Raw genomic sequence first — 18,690 nt, forward strand, 5'->3', positions numbered from 1 at the left:
AAGGGGAAGACGAAATTACTGATCGGTAGAGAATTCCGTGGTCGACGTCCTCGCCACCGCCCTGCGGTGGCAGGCCGGGACAACCCGTGTGAGCCTTGGCTCGCGGGCGGACCACGGTGTCGGCACACGGAGAGAGGCATCACGGATGGACGCACCGAACATCGTGATCGTCGGCGGCGGCTTCGCCGGAGTCGAGTGCGCCCGGGGCCTGGAGCGCGCGCTCGCACCCGGCGCCGCCCGGATCACCCTGGTCAGCCCCACCGACTACCAGCTCTACCTGCCGCTGCTGCCACAGGTCGCCTCAGGGGTCGTCACCCCGCAGTCCGTGGCACCCTCGCTGCGCCGGATCCTGCGCCGCACGGAGCTGGTGCCCGGGACGGTGGCCGGCGTGGATCCCGGGTCCAAGGTGTGCGTCGTCCGTAAGATCACCGGCGAACTCGCCGACTTGTCCTACGACTACCTGGTCCTGACGCCGGGCAGTGTGACCCGCACGTTCGACATCCCCGGCCTGCTCGACGAGGCGCGCGGCATGAAGACGCTCGCCCAGGCCGTGTACCTGCGCGACCACGTGATCGCCCAACTCGACCTGGCGGCGGCCACGTCGGACGAGGCCGAGCGGGCGGCGCGGCTCCAGTTCGTGGTGGTGGGCGGCGGGTACGCGGGCACCGAGACCGCGGCCTGCCTGCAGCGCCTGACGACCGCCGCGTCCAAGCGCTACCACCCGCGACTCGATCCCGGCCTCATCCAGTGGCATCTGCTCGACGTGGCCCCCAAGTTGCTGCCGGAGCTCGGCGACAGGCTCGGGGCCAGCGCGCTGCGCATGCTCACCGAGCGCGGGGTGCGGATCTCGCTGAAGACGTCCGTGGCCTCGGTCACCGAGGACGAGGTCACCCTGACGGACGGCCGGGTGCTGCCGTCGCGGACGCTGGTGTGGACGGCCGGTGTCGCCGCGTGCCCGCTGGTCGACTCGCTGGGCGCCGAGACCGTACGCGGCCGGATCCTGGCCGCGCCGGACTTCAAGGTGCCGGGCATGGACGGGGTGTTCGCGCTGGGCGACGCGGCCGCGGTGCCCGACCTCGCCAGGGGCGACGGCTCGTACTGTGTCCCCACCGCGCAGCACGCCGCACGTCAGGGACGGCACGCGGCGAAGAACCTGGCGGCCCTGCTGCACGGACGGCCGACCACGTCCTACCGGCACAAGGATCTCGGCCTGGTGGTCGATCTCGGTGGACACGACGCGGTGTCGAAGCCTCTCGGTATCGACCTCAAGGGCGTGCCCGCGCAGGTCGTGGCCCGTGGGTACCACCTGTACGCGCTGCGCACGGGTGTGGCCAGGTTCCGTACGAGCGCCAACTGGTTCCTGAACGCGGTCGCGGGCGACGACTTCGTCCGCACGGGCTTCCTCGCCGGGCGCAAGGGAACTCTGCGGGACTTCGAGCACACCGACACCTATCTGACCCCTGAGGCGGTGGCCGCCCGCACGGGCGTGTAGTCCGCGTCCCACCGTGCCGCCGGCGGTGTGGGCGCGTCCGGTGCGCTCCCCGCCGGGCTCCCCGGCGTGTGCGGCGCGCGCCCGGCGGTGATCACGGGGTGTGCGGCAGTGTCAGGTGGCGCTGTCCAGGAGGGCGAGGTAGCGGCGGCCGAACAGGTAGGCGTCGCCCGGCCACCGGGCCGAGATGTAGGGACCGTCCTCGACGACGAACGCGTGGCTGTCGTCGGTGGCGGTGCCACGGCGGGTGAGGGTGCGGGGGCCGCGGGAGAACTGGGCACCGGGGTCGGCGAGGGCCGCCTTGACCTCGTCCTCGACGTAGGCGGGATAGGTGCGGTAGTAGCGGCCGAGACGCCAGGCGGTGGTGAAGTAGGCGGTGCGTTCCATGTACTTGGGCAGGCACGTCGTACGCCGGCCGGCCAGGACGCTGCGGCCCGTGTCCAGGTCGCGGGCGCGGGCGAGCACGAGGACTCCGTGGCAGATCGCTCCGACGGGCCGCCCCAGGGCCCAGAAGCGGGCGACCTGTCGCTGGAGCGCGGCGGAGCCGAGGTACTGCCGCATGCCGGGCGCGTGTCCGCCGGGCAGGAGCAGACCGTCGAAGTCCTCGACGGTCACGTCCTCCCAGGACACGGTCGATGTGAACTCCGGTGCCTCGGTGAGCTGTCGGTAGAAGCTCCGGGGCTCCTCCGCGGCGCCCAGCTGTCCGAGGAGGACCCCCATGAGCAGCCGCGGGTCGGCCGCCGGCCTGGTGGACGCCCGCTCGGTGGCGAACACGACCTCGTGCCCGGCCTCGGTGAGGATCCGCCAGGGTACGGCCACTTCGGTGACGTCGGCGTCATGGTCGGGGACCGGCATCAGCACGCGCATGGGCCCATGATGACAGGTGGTGGGCAGGCTCCCCCGGGGCGGTGGTGACCGTTGGACTCCCGCCGCGCAGAGGCCATGACGAGGTGTCCGGGACGGTCGGCGAACTGCCGGGGTCGCCATGGTGGACGGTGCGGGACACACGACCTGAACCGGAGACCGGGCCGCCGGTGAACGCGGCGGCGCGCACGCACGTATGGGAGGAGGGCCCACGACCGGGGACCCGGCGGTGGTGACACCGCGCCGAACGGCTTCGGGAGCCCATGGATGAGGCACGCACGACGACGGATCGTCCGACGGGGGGCGCGATGTGCGGCCGTCGGCGGGCTCCTCTGCGGTGGGCTGATGGTGACGCACGCCATGGCGAGTGAGCCGTCCGCCTCGTCGCGTGCACCGGAGAGTGCCGCGCGGCTCGCCGCGGACAAGGGCGCCGGCCTGGTGTCACGTCTCGGCACCTCGCGTACGGCGGGCAGTTGGATCGCCGCCGACGGGCGTCCTGTGGTCGCGGTGACGGACTCGGCCACGGCGGCGGAGGTGGAGAGAGCCGGTGCCCGTCCCAAGGTCGTGCGGCACAGCATGCAGGAGCTGAAGTCGGTGGCGCAGGCGCTCAAGTCGGCGCCACGGGTGTCCGGCACCGCCTGGGCGATGGACTACGTCAACAACGAGGTGGTGGTGCAGGCCGACAGCACGGTCTCCGCCCCCGACTGGTCCCGGATGACGAAACTCGGCCAGAGCATGGGGAGTTCGGTCCGCATGGAGCGCACCCAGGGCACCTTCACCACGCGGCTGAACGCAGCGCAGCCGATGTTCTCGACCGGCGGGCGCTGCTCGGCGGGCTTCAACGTGACCAACGGGAAGAACGAGTTCATCCTGACGGCGGGACACTGCGGGCCCGCCGGTTCCGTCTGGTTCGCGGACAACCAGGGCACCAAGCAGCTGGGACAGACGATCACCACGGCTTTCCCGGGCAACGACTTCTCGCTCATCCAGTACAACAACGGCGAGAACGACACCGGCAACAACGTCGTCGCGATCGGGGGCGGCAAAGGGGTTCAGATCCTCGGGGCCGCGGACGCGGCCGTCGGGCAGCGTGTCTTTCGCAGCGGCAGCACGAGTGGGCTCCACGACGGGCGGGTGAAGGGTCTCGACGCGACGGTCAACTACCCCGAGGGCACGGTGACCGGTCTGATCGAGACCGATGTGTGCGCCGAACCGGGCGACAGCGGTGGGCCGTTGTTCTCCGAGGGCATCGCGCTGGGCGTGACGTCGGGCGGCAACGGGGACTGCACCACGGGCGGTACGACGTTCTTCCAGCCGATCACCAAGGCGATGACGGCGCTCGCCGTGAAACTGACCGGACCGGGCACCCAGGGGCAGGGAGCGTCCGGTTCCGCCGCTCAGAACCCTCCCGCGCCGGCTGCCTCGCGGGGAACCGCGGTCGCCCCGGGGTCCGCCGCTCCGGGCTCGGTCCAGGCGGTGGGTTCCGGCGACTCCGTGAGGCTCCTCGACCGGCTGACCGACCCCGCGAACATCGGCCCCGGGCTCCTGGTCATCGCGGGAAGCATCATCGCGCTGGTCGCCACGCGGTACATCCGTACGGAACAGGACCGCAATCGCTATCGGCGTCAGTACTCGCAGAGTTGGGGCTGAGCGGGAGTGGCGGGGGGCCCGGGACCCGGGTCCCCCCGTTCGTCACCGGTGCGCGGGGTGGCCGAGCGGGTTCACGCCACCCGTGTGGGCGACGGAGGGGCGGCCTCCGCCCACTCCAGGACGAGCCGCTGGTACTCCCGCCGCTCCTCCCCGCTGAGCGTCCCACCGGCACGGAACCAAAGGGCCCGGATCTCCTCGTTGACATCGGTGGCAGAGCGCACGGAGTCGCTTTCAGGAGTGGTGGACATGCTGTGAAGCATACGGGGCCCGTAGTGAAGGCGATGTGAGTAAAGGTGCACCTCGCGACATTACGGACCGTGAACCTGATCACTCATGCGTCGGCCGACCCGAGCACGAGCACCTGGATCGCCGACACGGCCGCTCCGCGCGCCCAGTCGTGGAAGTCGGACACCTTCGTCTCCAGGTCGACGGAACCGGCCAGCGGATGCCGGTGGGCGAGGACGGTCTCCCCGACGACCCGGCCCGCCACGTCGACCAGGCCGACCCCCTCCCCGGCGAGCAGGATCTTCTGGGGCATGGCGAAGTCGGCGATCTGTGCGACGAGGACGCCGAGCGCGCGGGCCGCCTCGTCGACGACGCGGGCCGACACGGGGTCGCCGGCGGCGGCGCGGGCCAGGATCTCCTCGTACGTCGCGTCCTGCCCGGTGGCCGCCCTGACCTGGTAACGGATGCTGGGGATGGTGAGCAGCGACACGGCGCTGCCGCGCTCCCCCTCGGGGGTGAGCGGGCCCTGCGGGTTCACCATCCAGCGGCGGCCGACACCTCGGTCATCTGCCGCGGGACAGCGGCGACTTCGGCCGGATCATGGGTGGTGAGCGGGCGGTCGTGACGCGCCACGATGTCACCGCGCGGGGTCGTGACGACACCGTGGACCCTGTCCTCGGTGATCTTGAATCCGATGAACGCACGGGATTCGGCGACGATGTCCAGGGGCTGCGAGGGACGCCCCTGGCGCACCTCGGCACTCTCCCCCGCCTCGGTGGCCTCGACCAGCAGGCCCGACTCGATCAGGGGTTTGGTCAGCCGGGTGAGGCTGCCCGCCGAGAGGTTCGGCCGGCGCGCGATCTCGCCGCGCGACAGCGGTCCGTGCGCGAGGACCTCGATGGCCACCGCCCGTTCACCACCCTTGACGAACGGATTCTTCCGCCTCAAAAGTAAGTGATCGAAGAACGAACCACAGCCGAGGGAGTGTCCTGATGACCGTCGCCTTCAGCCTCCCGTCGTGTCCGCCGCCGGGCGCGGCTGCCGGGGCACGGTCCACGCGCCCATGAGCGGGCCGGGCAGGACCGACGGCCGGATCGACCCGACTCTCGACCAGTGAAGGACACGCATCCATGACGTTCTCCCTCGGCATCGTCGGCGCCGGGCAGTTCTCCCGCCGGTTCGCCACATTGTTCCTCGCCCACCCGGGCGTCCACGAGGTCCATGTCACCGATCTCCTGCCCGAGCGGGCCGAGCGGCTGGCCGCCGCCGAAGGACTGTCCGGCACCTTCCCCTCCTACGAGGCGATGCTGGAGTCGCGGGCCGTGGACGCGGTCGCGGTCTTCACCCAGCGCTGGACGCACGGCCCGCTGGTCCTGCGGGCGCTGAACGCCGGCAAGCACGTGTACTCGGCGGTGCCGATGGCGGTCACCACGCAGGAGATCGCGGCGATCATCGACGCCGTACGGGCCACCGGGCTGACGTACATGATGGGCGAGACCAGCCAGTACAACCCGGCGACCGTGCACGCCCGCAACCAGATCGCCGAGGGTGCCTTCGGACGGCTGTTCTACGCGGAGGGCGACTACGTCCACGACATGGACCTCGGGTTCTACGACGCGTACCGGTACAGCGGTGGCGAGAACTGGAAGGCGACCGCCAGCTATCCCCCGCTCCTCTACCCGACGCACTCGGTGGGCGGGGTGCTCGGCGCCTGGCGGACGCACGCGGTGAGCGTGTCCGCCATCGGGGTGCGCGACGAGCGCGGCGACGGTGTCTTCGACAAGGAGGTCAGCCAGTTCGGCAACGACTTCTCCAACGCGACCGCGTTGTTCGAGGTGGCGGGCGGCGGCTCGTTCCGTACGAACGAGTTCCGGCGGGTCGGTTATCCCTCACACATCCGGGAGTCTCGTTTCCGGTTCTTCGGCACCGACGCCAGCATGGAGCAGCTCGCCACGGTGAGCTTCTGGCAGGACAAGAAGGGCGTGACGGACATCACCGAACTGCTGGAGCCGAAGCCGACACTGGCGCCCGACGATCCGTCGCTCCAGCACATCGCGCCGGCGTTGCGGGCCGCGTTCACGTCCGGATCGGCGCCCGTCCACGACCGGGCGCGGCTGCCCCGTGCCTTCGACCGGCTCCACAACGGCCACGAGGGCAGCCATCATTTCCTGGCGGACGACTTCGTCACCGCGGTCAACACACGGACGCTGCCGTCGGTGAACGCGTGGGTCGCCGCCCGCTACACCCTGCCGGGCATCGTCGCGCACGAGTCCGCGCGGCAGGGCGGCGTCCGGATGGACATCCCGGACTTCGGCGACGCGCCCGGGGCGTGAGGTCCGGTCCCCGGCGGGCCGGGCACGGCCGCGTGCCCGGCTCGCGGTCCGGTCAGGTGCCCGGCTTGCGGCCGTACACGTAGACGTCGTCGCCGTTCTTCAGGAGCGACCAGTACTTCTTGGCGGCGGTCGAGGTCATGTTGACGCAGCCGTGCGAGCCGGGCGGGTTCCACATGGACAGGCCGACCGAGTGGAAGGCCTGGCCGCCGTCGAAGAACTGGCTGTACGGCATCGACACGTTGTAGATGCTCGACACGTGGTCGATGTCACGCCAGTAGATCTTCTTCAGACCGGTGCGGGTCTCGTAGCCGTCGCGCCCCGTGCGGACCGGCACCGGGCCGTAGACGAGCCTGCTGCCGTCCTGGATCCAGCTGAGCTGGAGAGTGAGGTTGACGCAGGCGATGCGGCCCTTGTTGACCGGGCACTTGCCGTCCTTGTTCGGCTTGGTGCCGACGGCCTTCTGCTTGTTCATGAGGTCCATCACGCCCCAGGTGACGGATCCCGCGTACCCCGCGTTCGGGGTGATGCCGTGCTTCGTCTGGAAGGCCTGGGTCGCCTTGCAGTCGGCGGCGGACTGCCTGCCGTCGACCGGGCGGCCGAGAAACTTCTCGACCTGCTTCTGGTACGGCCCGGTCTGTGTCGTGCAGCTCGCGGCCTGCGCGGGCGCCGTGCCCAGCGCGAGCGCCAGCGGTGCGACAAGTCCGGTGATCCCCAGCGCGACGGCGCCCCGTCTGCGTACGTCCCCCATGGCGGGCCCTTCCCTCTGCATGCTTTTCCTGGTGATTCCTTCGGTTTCCGTCTGCTAGACACGCGTCGGCGCACTTGAGTTGCGCGGCGGATCGGGCTGCGACGAAACGGTGACATTGACCGTCGGAATCGACTGCCCCTCCCGGTGCGGCGATGAACCTGGGGGCCACAGGAGCGGACCCGCTCCAGTCGTCGATGAAGTATGCCTCGGTCCGCCGGGCCGAGGCGAACCCGGTTTCCGCCGCACCCCACGACCGACATGGATCAAGAGTCGCAATTGCCCGATTGCATGTGTTTCATTGATGTTCAGGGAACGCAAAAGGGGCGTGCCACCGACCGATGGTCGGTGGCACGCCCTCAGGAAGCGGGCGGACGGGCCGGCTACCGCGCCCGCCGGCCGGTGATGTCAGCCACGGCCCAGGCCGCGACCGCCGTTGCCCTCGTGGCCGCCGAGCAGCCCGTTGCCACGACCGAGGTGACCGCCGGGCAGCCCGTCACCGCGGCCGACGTGACCGATGGGCAGGTCGTTACCGCGGCCCACGTGGCCGATGGGCAGGTCGTTACCGCGGCCCACGTGGCCGATGGGCAGGTCGTTGCCGCGACCGATGTGACCGATCGGCAGGTCGTTGCCGCGACCGATGTGACCGATGGGCAGCTCGTGACCGCGACCGATGTGACCGATCGGCAGGTCGTGACCGCGACCGTGGTGGCGGCCCGGGAGCACGTGCCCACGGCCGTTGTGGACACCGGGGTACACGTGGCCGCGGCCGTGGTGACGGCCCGGGAGCACGTGGCCGCGACCGATGGGCAGGCGGCCCCACGTCACCGTGTCGATCACACGGAGACGGTCGTTGCGGAGCGTCGCGGTGTCGGCGCGGTTGTCCCACGCGTAGTAGCGGCGGTCCTGGTAGACGTCCCGGCCGGCGTCAAGCCCGACTCCCGTGTGCACCCGCACCGTCGCACCGCCACCCAGACGCAGGTGGAACTCGTACGCACGGCCGTCACGACCCGACAGCGTCCACCCGTCCAGGTTCACGCCCGAACGGCCCGTGTTCGTCACCTCCACCCACTCCTTGTTCAGCGAGGCGTTGCTCCCCGAGTCCCAGCCCGGAGAGTCGTACTGCACCCGGCTGATCTCCACCTGCGCGCGAAACGGGAACCGCCCCTGGTCCGCCGACGCCGGCAGCGCCGCGACACCCACCACCACACCGGCAGCCACCGCGGCCGCAGCAGCACGACGAACCATCACAGACTGCGAAACAGACACGAACGCCCCCTAGAGGGAACAGGCGGACCGCACAGGAGGATCCGCGAGTTTGGGCCCCGGCCCGCTGGCCGAGAACCACACTCTCCCGCCCGACCACGCCACCCGGGCCCGCCACCCGCACGGCATTACCGAGCGACAACACGACCATGACCCTCGACTGTAATGTGCATGTATCTCCCGATATCGGCACAGTGGTCTCAAATAAGCCTAAAACAGGGGGAATTGCCTTGAGCGCCACCCCTCGCGCCACCCCATCCATCACCCGAAAGTGAGTAACAACCGTCACTCCACCCACACGGCCAACTCAGTGACATCCCGAACACCCGTCCACCACCCGCCCCGAACCCGGCGGGACACCCGCCCGGCGGCGGGACCTGCGCGGACTCACGGACCGGGCCCGCGCCCTCGGTCACACGGACCGGACCACGGCGGGGTGCCCACACGCGCGGGCCGGTCGGCACCACCGCCTCGACTGCGAGACGACTGCGGTGGCAGACGATCAGCGGACGTAACGCCGCCGGACAGATTCGGCCGTTGTGAAACCAGTAACCGACATGGCGGCGTGGAGTACCACCCATTCCGCTGAGATGGCCCGATTCAGAGCGAACAGGACACCTGGGGCGGACATGGGCGACTTCGTCGGATCGCATTCAACTCGACCCGCCGGCGCAGCGTTCGAGGAACCGTGCCGGTGCGGGACCTTACTCGGCAAAACAGAGCCCACGGATGCCGAAGAACGGTTCCGAGCACTGCTGGAAGCCGCACCCGACGCCATGGTCATCGTCGACGACACCGGCACCATCAGACTCGTCAACGCACAAACCGAATCCCTCTTCGGCTACCGACGCGAAGAACTCCTCGGACACCCCGTCGAAATCCTCGTCCCCGCCCGCTTCCACACCCACCACACCCAACACCGCGACAACTACGCCAACAACCGCCAAGTACGCCCCATGGGCGCCGGACTCGAACTCAACGGCCTCCGCAAAGACGGCACAGAATTCCCCGTCGAAATCAGCCTCTCCCCCCTCGAAACCACCGACGGACTCCTCCTCTCCGCCGCCGTCCGCGACGTCAGCGACCGAAAAGCCGCCGAAGAACGATTCCGAGCACTCCTGGAAGCCGCACCCGACGCCATGGTCATCGTCGACGACACCGGCACCATCAGACTCGTCAACGCACAAACCGAATCCCTCTTCGGCTACCGACGCGAAGAACTCCTCGGACACCCCGTCGAAATCCTCGTCCCCGCCCGCTTCCACACCCACCACACCCAACACCGCGACAACTACGCCAACAACCGCCAAGTACGCCCCATGGGCGCCGGACTCGAACTCAACGGCCTCCGCAAAGACGGCACAGAATTCCCCGTCGAAATCAGCCTCTCCCCCCTCGAAACCACCGACGGACTCCTCCTCTCCGCCGCCGTCCGCGACGTCAGCGACCGAAAAGCCGCCGAAGAACGATTCCGAGCACTCCTGGAAGCCGCACCCGACGCCATGGTCATCGTCGACGACACCGGCACCATCAGACTCGTCAACGCACAAACCGAATCCCTCTTCGGCTACCGACGCGAAGAACTCCTCGGACACCCCGTCGAAATCCTCGTCCCCGCCCGCTTCCACACCCACCACACCCAACACCGCGACAACTACGCCAACAACCGCCAAGTACGCCCCATGGGCGCCGGACTCGAACTCAACGGCCTCCGCAAAGACGGCACAGAATTCCCCGTCGAAATCAGCCTCTCCCCCCTCGAAACCACCGACGGACTCCTCCTCTCCGCCGCCGTCCGCGACGTCAGCGACCGAAAAGCCGCCGAAGAACGCATCAATGAGCTGGCCGGGCTCGTGGAGTCCTCCCAGGACGCGATCCTCGCCAAGACCCTCGACGGCGAGATCACGTACTGGAACGCCGCCGCGCAACGGCTGTACGGCTACGTCCCGGCGGAGGTGATGGGCCGGCACGTGTCCGTGCTCGCTCCGTCCGAGCACCGGGACGAGATCGACGCCCTGATGGACCGGCTCAGCAGCGGGGAGAAGGTCGAGCACTTCGAGACGCTGAGGCTCACCCGCTCCGGTGAGCTGCTGGACGTCGACATCACCCTGTGGCCGACCCGGACGGCGGACGGCACGGTCGTCGGCGCGTGCGCGATCGTCCGGGACATCAGCGACCGCAAGCGTGCCGAGGCCGAGCTGACCGCCCTCTACGAGCAGCAGCGGCACATCGCGCTGACCCTGCAGCGCAGCCTGATGGGCACCCCGCCGGCGATTCCCGGCCTCTCCACCGCCAGCCGCTACCGGCCCGCGACCCAGGGGGCGGGCGTGGGCGGTGACTGGTTCGACCTCGTCCCCCTGGGGGCCGGCCGGGTCGGGGTCCTGATCGGCGACGTGATGGGACGCGGGCTGGAAGCGGCGGCCGTCATGGGGCAGTTGCGCTCCGCCGCCCACGCCCTGGCCAAGACCGGTATGCAGCCACGTCAGCTCATGCAGGCCCTCGACGCCTGTGTCACCGACCTGGACGTCCCGGACCAGCTCGTCACCTGCTGCTATCTGGTGATCGCCTCGGACGCGGGCGAGGTGACGATCTGCTCGGCCGGTCACCTGCCCACCCTCGTCGCCACCCCCGGCGACGGCGCCCGCGCGCTCCCGGTGCCCGTGAACGCGCCGCTCGGGGTCGGAGGTGTCCTCTACCAGCAGTCCAGCGTGGTCATCCCACCCGGCGCGACGCTCGTGCTCTACACCGACGGGCTGATCGAAACCCCCGGCAGTGACATCGAGGACCAGCTCACGAAGCTCACCGCCACGTTGAGCCGGCTGTTCACCACCACCCCCGACCTGGAGCAGGCGGCCGATCACGTCCTGACCGCTCTCCTGCCGGACCCCGAGAGCCACAACGACGACGTCACCCTGCTGCTGGCCCGGCTCCCCGACGCACCCCTGGCAGCTGTCACTACCGGCTTGCCCGCCCTCCCCGAGTCCGTGCCCGAGGGCCGGGCCTTCCTCAGCAAGGCCCTCACCTCCTGGGACTGCACCGGCCCGGCGGACGACGCCCGGCTGCTGCTCTCCGAGGTGCTGACGAACGCGGTGCAGCACGCCCAGGGCCCCATCCGCCTGCACGTGTGCCGGAGCGCGACCGATCTCACCGTCGAGGTCAGCGACCACAACCCGCATCTTCCCCAGCCGCGCCTGGCGGCCGAGGACGCGGAGTCGGGCCGGGGCCTGATCCTGGTACGCGCCCTCGCCGACGACTGGGGCGTACGGCCCACCGACGAGGGCAAGACGACGTGGTTCACCCTCGCTCTCCGAGGAAACGACTCTCCGGGCCCGGGTGTCGGCTGACAGGTGTCGGCTGACAGGTGTCGGCTGACGGCTAACGGCCAGGGCTCGCCGTGCGCGGGCCGTCGCGATCCTGTCGTGGCGGTCCCGTCGTCTCCGTCCTCGAAACGGACCGAGGCGCGTCGGCGCGGGGCATGTGCCGGCCGTGGTAGTGCGGTGGCGAGTCCAGCCAGTAGGCGCCGAGGAGAGCGGCGAGGACCAGCTGCTGCGGACTGGAGTCATGGCGTACGGTCACACGGATACAACGATATCTACACACGAAAGTCACATATTGTCAGCGGGCGCTCTCTGGGGCCGCCTTGGCGAGTTCGGCGGTGAACTGCGCCCCGGCGAGCAGGGAGAGGTTGGACAGCCACAGCCACACGAGGAAGACCACGGCTCCGGCCAGTGACCCGTACAGCCTGCTGTAGTTGCTCAGCGCCGAGGCGTACAGGGCGAAGCCCGCGGAGACCGTGAGCCACAGAGCGGCGGCCAGGACTCCCCCGGGCAGGCTGAGGGCGCGGCGGCGGGCGGGAGCGGGGCCCGCGTGGAAGACGACGACCACCAGGAGCACGACGAGACACAGCAGCATCGGCCAGCGCAGCAGGTTCCACGCCAGGGCCGCGGTGGTGTCGAGTCCGAACGCGTGCCCGAGCGCCTCGGCGACGGGTCCGGTCAGCAGGAGGAGGAGAGCGCTGACCACCAGCAGGCCGAGCAGTGTGAGGGCGGTCAGCACGATGCGGTGCGCCGTACGCCAGGCGGAACGCGAGTCCTTCACCCGGTGCATGCGGTGCAGGGCACGGCGGAACACGGCGAGATAACTGATGGCCGACCACAGCGCGCTCGCGAAGCCCGTGACCAGCAGGGTCCAGGCGGCCGACCGTTCGCGCAGGGTCCCGGCCAGGACACCGTGCAGTTCGGCCCCGGACTGCGCGGGCGCGTGGGAGGTGACGTGCTCGGTGAACTGCTCGGCGGTGTCCGGGCTGATGAGACCGAACGCGATCACCATGACCAGCAGGGCGGGCAGCACGGTCAGGATCGCGTAGTAGGTGAGCGCCGCCGCCCAGTCGGACACGTCGTCGTTCCACATCGACAGCGGCGTGCGGCGCAGCGCAGGCCACCAGGCGGCGGGCGGACGCAGCGCGGCCGGGCGCGGCGCCCGGAGGGGCCCGGCGTCGGCGAGGCCGTCCGTACGGGGGTCAACGGACATGAGGGCTCCGGTGCGCGTGGGCGCTGAAGTGCACCCGGGTGACGAGACGGTACGGGGTCACGGCCGCCTCGGCCTCCGCCATCAGGGCGTCGACGGCGGTCAGTACGGTGGCCGGGGTGGCGTCCGGCCGCAGCCGGACGCGCAGCCGGACGTGGAGTTGTCCGCGGCGGGCCGACCGCACCCGGGTGTGGGAGCGGGCGATGCCTGAGACCGCGGCCGTCCGGCTGTTCAGGACGTCCGCGAGTGCCCGGGTGCGCAGCGCGCCGTCCGGCACGGGCAGGGGCAGCCGGGCGCGGGTGCCGTCACGGAACTGGCTGACGCACCAGAGCGCGAGCAGACAACTCGCGGCGGCCGAGCCGGTCATGACACCGACGCTCCACCACGTCGGCGCACGCGGGCCGGACAGGGCGGCCCGGTCGAGCAGCGCCCCGTCGGGCCGTACCGCGGGCCACCACGTGGGCAGGTGGGCGGCGACCGATCCGTCGGTCGCGACGAGCAGGACGCCGGCGAGCAGGGTGCTCACGCCGACGGCCGCCAGCGCGATCCGGTTGACCGCCGAGCGGGGCCGTTCCATCAGCCTTCGTCCTCCTCTCCGAGGGTGTATGCCGTCGCCACCGGGTCGGGCCGCGGCGGCTCCTCGGTCTTCGGCAGCGTCGGCTGCCACACCGGCTCCGTGCGCACCATGATCCTCACCCGTGGGGCGCGGCGCGGCCGCCAGCCCGCGAGAACCCGGCGGGTCGCGGCGGTGACGTCGGCGTGCGCGGTGGCCCGGTCGCCGAACGCGAGTCCGGCCCGTACGACCACACGGCGACGCCGCACGCGTACGCGCGCCGGACCGACGCCGGCGACTTCGGCGACCGCGTCGCGGACCGAGGCCGCGACGGCCGAGCGGTCCGCGGCCGCGTCCAGTCCTGTCCCGGGCGAGGAGAGCGTGAGCAGCCGGCGCCGACCGGGGGTGACGGTGAGCACGGTCAGCCACAGGCCGAACAGGGCCAGGCCGGCACCGACGAGGACGACGGGGGTGTCGCCCGGGCCGTGCCCGGACAGCCAGTCCAGCGTCGCGGTGCGCCATGCGGCGGCCGGGCGGTGCGCGGCGCGGGCCTTGATCATGTCGAAGGCCACCGCGCCGCAGGTCACGGCGCCCGCGAGCGTGACGGCGGCCGTCGGGGCACGGCGCTGCGACCAGCGACGGTGCGGGACCCGGCGGGCGTGGCCCTCGGAGAGCGGCACCGTCCGGGACACGGCTCCGGCCCGCGCCTGCGCGCCGGGCGGGCCGGGCGCGCCGGGCGCGCCAGGTGGGCCAGGTGGGCCGGGCGGGCCGGGCGGGCCGGTCAGGGTGTCGACGCTGATCCGCCGGAGGGACACGTCGAGGCCGGTCAGCTCCCGCGTGCGCTCAGCCACGTGTCGCCGGACCCGTCGGGCGGTCTCGGCCACGGGCAGTGGATAGGGCAGGGCCACCCCGAGCGACACGTCCGCCCGCCGTCCGTGGACGGCCGCCGAGACATGCGGGGCGGCCGCGGGCCGGCCGGGCAGCGCCTCGCTCGCGGCGCGCTCCGCGATCCTGCGCACGGCCTTGTCCGAGACGGTGGTCGTACCCCGACGCGCGGAGGGGACGGTCATCGACGGCCCCGGCCGTACAGGTCCCGGAGATCCTGGGCCCGGCCGCCACCCTCGATCCAGCGGCCTACGGCGTAGCCGACCGCGCCCAGGGCGGCCACCAGCAGGAACGCCCCGAAGCCGCCGAAGTAGCCGGCGAACGCCAGGGCCATGCCCGCGATCATTCCCGCGAACGCTGCACTCATCCTTCTCCACCTCTCACCCGGCCGTCCGCCGGTACGCGCCCACTCGCCCCGTACGGCCGGTCACTCCACCCGGGAGCCGGCGGGCACGTCCTCGGTGTCGTCGTCGGGCAGGTGCACGTCGTTGACGGTCACGTTGACCTCGACCACTTCCAGGCCGGTGACTCGCTCCACCGCGGAGATGACGTTCTCCCGTACGTCGCGGGCCACATCGGTGATGGGTACCCCGTATTCGACGACCAGGTCCAGGTCGATCGCGGTCTGCCGCTCCCCCACCTCGACCTTGACCCCGCGGCCCACGTTCGGGCGTCCGCCGGGCACCCGGTCGCGGACCGCGCCGATGGTGCGCGACAGCCCGCCGCCCATGTCGTACACGCCGGGGATCTCCCGTGCGGCCCTGCCCGCGATCTTGACCACGACCACGTCGGCGATCGAGGTGCGTCCCCGGGTGGCGGCCGGCTCGCCGGCACCCGTGGCGCCGCCCGCGAGCGCGGTCGTGCCCTGCGGCGGCTTCGTACCGAACCGGCCGGTCACGGTCTCGGTGGCGGGCCTGGCCTCCGTAGCGGGGTGCGTGGTCATGGGAAGTCCTCTCTTCGGGCCTCGTTTCCGGGGCCCCGTGAACGGGTCTCGCTTCGTCAGACCCCCTCTCCCCGGATCCGTGACGCGGATTCACGATCTTTTTCCTTGCTTTGTCCGTACGACCGCCTCGTGTCTCTTCTCCGTGTGCCCGCGAAACCCGGGAAGCGATCACCGCATCCGCCGTTCCCTCTACCGCGTAACAAGACACAGGCCGCCGGTGTCCAACGGGCGGAACCGAAGGAAGGGAGCCACCGAGTGCCGGGGTCTCGCAGACCGACCGCGCCGGAGGCGGCACAGGACGAACTCGCCGCCGGCCGGCGCGACACCGATGCCGGACACGACGGCGATGCCGTACGCGGGATCGATGCCGTACGCGGTGTCGATGACGGGCGCGGCGTCGATGCCGTACGCGGTGTCGATGACGGCCTGCTCGCCGTGCGGGCGGCCGAGGGGGACGAGGAGGCGTTCGCCGCGCTCGTCGTCCGTCACGCCCCGGCACTGGTCCGGGTCGCCACCGGACTGCTGGGCAGCCGGCCGGAGGCCGAGGACGCGGTGCAGGAGGCGTTCATCAGCGCCTGGCGCAAACTGCCCGAGTTCCACGGGAGGTCCGCCTTCGGCACCTGGATCTACCGCATCGTCACCAACCGGTGCCTGAACGTGCTGCGGGCCCGCAGACCGCTCGCGCCCCTGGACGCGGTCGGGGAGACTCCCGCGCCGGAACACACCGTCTCGCCCGCCAGGATCGCCGAGTCCCGCGCGGCGGTACGGGATCTGCGGGCGGCCCTGTCCACGCTCTCGGCCGAACAGCGTGCCTGCTGGGTGCTGAGGGAATGGGACGGACGGTCGTACGAGTTCATCGCGGAGACGGTAGGCATCAGCCAGGAAGCCGTCCGCGCCCGCGTCTTCCGCGCACGACGCCGTCTCACCCAAGTCATGGAGGCCTGGCGATGACCACGCACACCGACCCGCCCGACCTCCCGCGGCCCTCCGACCCGGACGACGAACCGCTGCCCTGCGGCCGGTTCCTGTCCCAGGTCTGGGAGACCTGGGAGAGCGCCGGAGCGACCGACCCGCACCTGCGGGAGTGCCGGTACTGCCGTCCGGCCGTACAGGAACTGGAGGACCTGGAATCGGCGGTGCGCCGGCTGCGTGAGGAGTCGCCCGGCGCCGAGTCCTACGACGCCGCCCCGCTGGCCCGGCGGGTCATGGACGTCGTCCGCCTCGAACTGCGCCCCGGACGCCCGCTGCCGCTCGGCGAGCCCGCCGAGAACCTGTGGATCATGGAGGCGGTCGCGGCCCGGACGCTCCGGACGGCCGCCGAGACCGTCGCGGGCGTCCGCGCCGGCTCCTGCCGGATCGCCCCGGCCCCGACGGTCACGGACCCGCGGGGACAACAGAACGGAGCGGGGCACCCGGGAGAGCAGGACCCGCCCCGGTCTCCCGGATCTGACGGATCCCTCCGATCTCCCCGACCTGACCGATCTCCCGCATCCGGCGCCGGGACAACCGGACGGAGCGCAACAGCCGGACCTGCGGGATCTCCCCGATCTCATCCGACCGGTCCGACCGATCTCACGGAACCGGCAGATCCGCTGAACCCGATGAATCCGATGAACCCGCCGGGACAGGTCGACGTACATCTCGAAATCCACGCCCCGCTCACGGCCGGGCTGCCGGAGCTGGCCGAGGAGGTCCGGTGCCGGGTGCGGGAGGCCGCGTCCGGACGGCTCGGGCTCGACACGGCGCGCATCGACATCCGCGTCACCGACCTGACCGACGCGCCCGCCGACACAGAGGAAGGCCGTGCCCGATGACGCAGCACGCCGCGCACACGGCACTCACGGCACTCACGGCGCTCACCGAGGACGTCGCGAAGGCGGTGGAGGACGTCGCCGGGGTGGCCTACCTGCGACCCGGGGTGGCCCAGCTGCTCCGCGGCGCCGTCGCCCCGGCCGGGCGGCCCGCCGGGGTGCGGATCACCCGGGGCGGCGACGGCGCGGACCTCTGGAACGTCGAGGTGCGGATCGTCGCCCTGAGCCACACCCGTGCGCTCGACGTGGCCAGGGCCACCCGGGCGGCCGTCGAGGCGTGTCTGACCTCGGCGCTGCCCCGGGACGCGAAGCCCGCGCGAGTCAGCGTCACCGTCACCGGACTCGTCTGACCGCCCGCTGCGGCTCGCGGCCGGGACCGGCGCGGCACTCCCACGGGTCGGCCGGTCCGGCGGCCTGCGTTGCCCCGCGCCCCGAAGGCATACCGGCCCGGTGCCCGACGGAGACGTCACGGCAGGGGCGGGTGAGGGCGGAGTCAGGCCGTGCGCAGGACGGAGCCGGCCGGGCGTCCGGCTAGGCTCCCTGGTCGGAGCAACACCCGCCGCCCGGTCGAGGGCCGCGGCAGGGCAGGACGGAGAGACACACGGTGACGGACGCCGCGGCCGGGACCGGGAAACGCGCGACGAAGGACCAGGCGCTGTACCGGAAGGTGGCGGCGGACCTGGGCCGGGAGATCGGTGAGGGCCGATACGGCTCCGGCGGGCGGCTGCCCGCCGAGGGCGAACTCGCCGAACGGTACGGCGTCTCCCGGGGTACGGTCCGCCAGGCGATGGCCCTGCTGCGCGCCGAGGGCCTGGTCGCCTCGCGGCGCGGGACCCGGCGGGTCGTGATCGGGACGCCCCGGCCGCAGAGCTTCGGCGAACTGCTCAGTTTCACCCGCTGGGCACGCTCGATGGGCGAGGAACCCGGCGGCCTGATGATCGCCTCGGCGACCCGGCCGGCCGACGCGACCGAGTGCGTACAACTGCGCCTGCCCGAAGGTGCCGAGGTCCACCACGTACGGCGGCTTCGTACGCTGTCGGGTCGGCCCGCGATGGTGGAGCGCACCGTCTTCCCGCCGGCCGTCGGTGACCTGGTCGCCGGACTGCCGCCGGACACCGTGTCGTACACCGTGGCCCTGGAGGAGCGGGGCGTGCTGTTCGCGGACGCCCAGCACACCATCGACCTGTGCCCGGCCGACGCGGAGGACGCCCGGCTGCTCGGCTGCCGGCCGGGCGACCCCCTGCTGCGCGAGCGGCGGTGCAGCACGGATCCGGCGGGCACTCCGATCGAATGGTCCGATGACCGGTACCTGCCGGACACCGTGGCCTTCACCGTCCACAGTTCGGCAGCCTCCGGCTCACTGGCCCGCCGCCCGGCCGGCGACACCTGACCGCGCACC

17 protein-coding genes and 1 pseudogene are annotated in these 18,690 nt (G+C 71.6%); 8 read left to right on the top strand and 10 right to left on the bottom strand.

The genetic code is table 11. The features are described 5' to 3' along the window. The first annotated feature begins 145 nt into the window (after window positions 1-145). Complete coding sequence (locus GFH48_RS04865; RefSeq protein WP_153287066.1) at window positions 146-1,492, top strand: NAD(P)/FAD-dependent oxidoreductase; 1,347 nt, start codon at window positions 146-148, stop codon at window positions 1,490-1,492. 111 nt (window positions 1,493-1,603) lie between these two features. On the opposite strand, the gene GFH48_RS04870 is transcribed toward GFH48_RS04865, so the two are convergent. Beyond that, window positions 1,604-2,356, bottom strand: coding sequence for a type 1 glutamine amidotransferase domain-containing protein (locus GFH48_RS04870; protein WP_153287067.1), 753 nt, complete (start codon window positions 2,354-2,356; stop codon window positions 1,604-1,606). Window positions 2,357-2,620: 264 nt separating this feature from the next. On the opposite strand from GFH48_RS04870, the gene GFH48_RS04875 reads away from it, so the two are divergent. Further along, entirely contained in the window at window positions 2,621-4,003 is a 1,383-nt protein-coding gene (locus tag GFH48_RS04875) for a S1 family peptidase (RefSeq protein WP_153287068.1), read from the top strand. Window positions 4,004-4,074: 71 nt separating this feature from the next. Here the strand turns inward: GFH48_RS04875 and GFH48_RS04880 are convergent, their stop codons facing one another. Both GFH48_RS04880 and GFH48_RS04885 read right to left on the bottom strand, forming a co-directional pair. Further along, on the bottom strand, window positions 4,075-4,263 hold the full coding sequence (locus tag GFH48_RS04880; protein WP_153287069.1) for a hypothetical protein: 189 nt from the start codon (window positions 4,261-4,263) through the stop codon (window positions 4,075-4,077). A gap of 71 nt (window positions 4,264-4,334) precedes the next feature. Continuing rightward, window positions 4,335-5,134, bottom strand: a pseudogene (locus GFH48_RS04885) (ROK family protein). Window positions 5,135-5,358: 224 nt separating this feature from the next. Between GFH48_RS04885 and GFH48_RS04890 the strand changes: the two are divergent. Continuing rightward, window positions 5,359-6,561 (top strand): Gfo/Idh/MocA family protein, encoded by a 1,203-nt coding sequence (locus GFH48_RS04890; protein ID WP_153287070.1) that lies wholly within the window; start codon window positions 5,359-5,361, stop codon window positions 6,559-6,561. Between the two features lie 52 nt (window positions 6,562-6,613). Here GFH48_RS04890 and GFH48_RS04895 read toward each other — a convergent pair whose 3' ends face one another. Continuing rightward, window positions 6,614-7,309, bottom strand: a complete 696-nt coding sequence (locus tag GFH48_RS04895; RefSeq protein ID WP_153292723.1) for a L,D-transpeptidase — start codon at window positions 7,307-7,309, stop codon at window positions 6,614-6,616. 405 nt (window positions 7,310-7,714) lie between these two features. After that, window positions 7,715-8,527, bottom strand: a complete 813-nt coding sequence (locus GFH48_RS39880) for a lamin tail domain-containing protein (protein ID WP_322746976.1) — start codon at window positions 8,525-8,527, stop codon at window positions 7,715-7,717. Window positions 8,528-9,201: 674 nt separating this feature from the next. On the opposite strand from GFH48_RS39880, the gene GFH48_RS04905 reads away from it, so the two are divergent. Continuing rightward, window positions 9,202-11,916, top strand: a complete 2,715-nt coding sequence (locus tag GFH48_RS04905) for a PAS domain S-box protein (RefSeq protein WP_153287071.1) — start codon at window positions 9,202-9,204, stop codon at window positions 11,914-11,916. 271 nt (window positions 11,917-12,187) lie between these two features. On the opposite strand, the gene GFH48_RS04910 is transcribed toward GFH48_RS04905, so the two are convergent. The 5 genes from GFH48_RS04910 to GFH48_RS04930 are packed head-to-tail and all read right to left on the bottom strand — an operon-like array spanning window position 12,188 to window position 15,480. After that, entirely contained in the window at window positions 12,188-13,102 is a 915-nt protein-coding gene (locus GFH48_RS04910) for a YihY/virulence factor BrkB family protein (RefSeq protein WP_153287072.1), read from the bottom strand. Beyond that, window positions 13,092-13,676: a hypothetical protein gene (locus GFH48_RS04915; protein ID WP_153287073.1), complete on the bottom strand. Its 585-nt coding sequence runs from the start codon at window positions 13,674-13,676 to the stop codon at window positions 13,092-13,094. Before GFH48_RS04915 ends, GFH48_RS04910 begins: the two co-directional genes overlap by 11 nt. Beyond that, window positions 13,676-14,722: a DUF6286 domain-containing Asp23/Gls24 family envelope stress response protein gene (locus GFH48_RS04920; RefSeq protein WP_153287074.1), complete on the bottom strand. Its 1,047-nt coding sequence runs from the start codon at window positions 14,720-14,722 to the stop codon at window positions 13,676-13,678. The genes GFH48_RS04915 and GFH48_RS04920 overlap by 1 nt, the downstream gene beginning before the upstream one ends. Next, on the bottom strand, window positions 14,719-14,904 hold the full coding sequence (locus GFH48_RS04925; RefSeq protein ID WP_153287075.1) for a hypothetical protein: 186 nt from the start codon (window positions 14,902-14,904) through the stop codon (window positions 14,719-14,721). Before GFH48_RS04925 ends, GFH48_RS04920 begins: the two co-directional genes overlap by 4 nt. A gap of 60 nt (window positions 14,905-14,964) precedes the next feature. After that, the gene (locus GFH48_RS04930) at window positions 14,965-15,480 is read right to left on the bottom strand and encodes an Asp23/Gls24 family envelope stress response protein (RefSeq protein ID WP_153287076.1); all 516 of its coding nucleotides are present in this window, start codon (window positions 15,478-15,480) and stop codon (window positions 14,965-14,967) included. 360 nt (window positions 15,481-15,840) lie between these two features. Here GFH48_RS04930 and GFH48_RS04935 point away from each other — a divergent pair, with 360 nt between their 5' ends. The 4 genes from GFH48_RS04935 (at window position 15,841) to GFH48_RS04950 (ending at window position 18,681) form a co-directional block, all read left to right on the top strand. Then, the gene (locus tag GFH48_RS04935; RefSeq protein WP_228121271.1) at window positions 15,841-16,431 is read left to right on the top strand and encodes an RNA polymerase sigma factor; all 591 of its coding nucleotides are present in this window, start codon (window positions 15,841-15,843) and stop codon (window positions 16,429-16,431) included. Further along, on the top strand, window positions 16,428-17,294 hold the full coding sequence (locus tag GFH48_RS38460) for an Asp23/Gls24 family envelope stress response protein (protein ID WP_194280494.1): 867 nt from the start codon (window positions 16,428-16,430) through the stop codon (window positions 17,292-17,294). Before GFH48_RS04935 ends, GFH48_RS38460 begins: the two co-directional genes overlap by 4 nt. Further along, on the top strand, window positions 17,291-17,641 hold the full coding sequence (locus GFH48_RS04945) for an Asp23/Gls24 family envelope stress response protein (protein ID WP_153287077.1): 351 nt from the start codon (window positions 17,291-17,293) through the stop codon (window positions 17,639-17,641). The genes GFH48_RS38460 and GFH48_RS04945 overlap by 4 nt, the downstream gene beginning before the upstream one ends. 254 nt (window positions 17,642-17,895) lie before the next feature. Continuing rightward, the gene (locus tag GFH48_RS04950) at window positions 17,896-18,681 is read left to right on the top strand and encodes a GntR family transcriptional regulator (protein ID WP_153287078.1); all 786 of its coding nucleotides are present in this window, start codon (window positions 17,896-17,898) and stop codon (window positions 18,679-18,681) included. The last annotated feature ends 9 nt before the right edge of the window (window positions 18,682-18,690 follow it).

The organism is Streptomyces fagopyri (assembly GCF_009498275.1).
In the GTDB taxonomy this organism is placed as follows: Bacteria; Actinomycetota; Actinomycetes; order Streptomycetales; family Streptomycetaceae; genus Streptomyces; species Streptomyces fagopyri.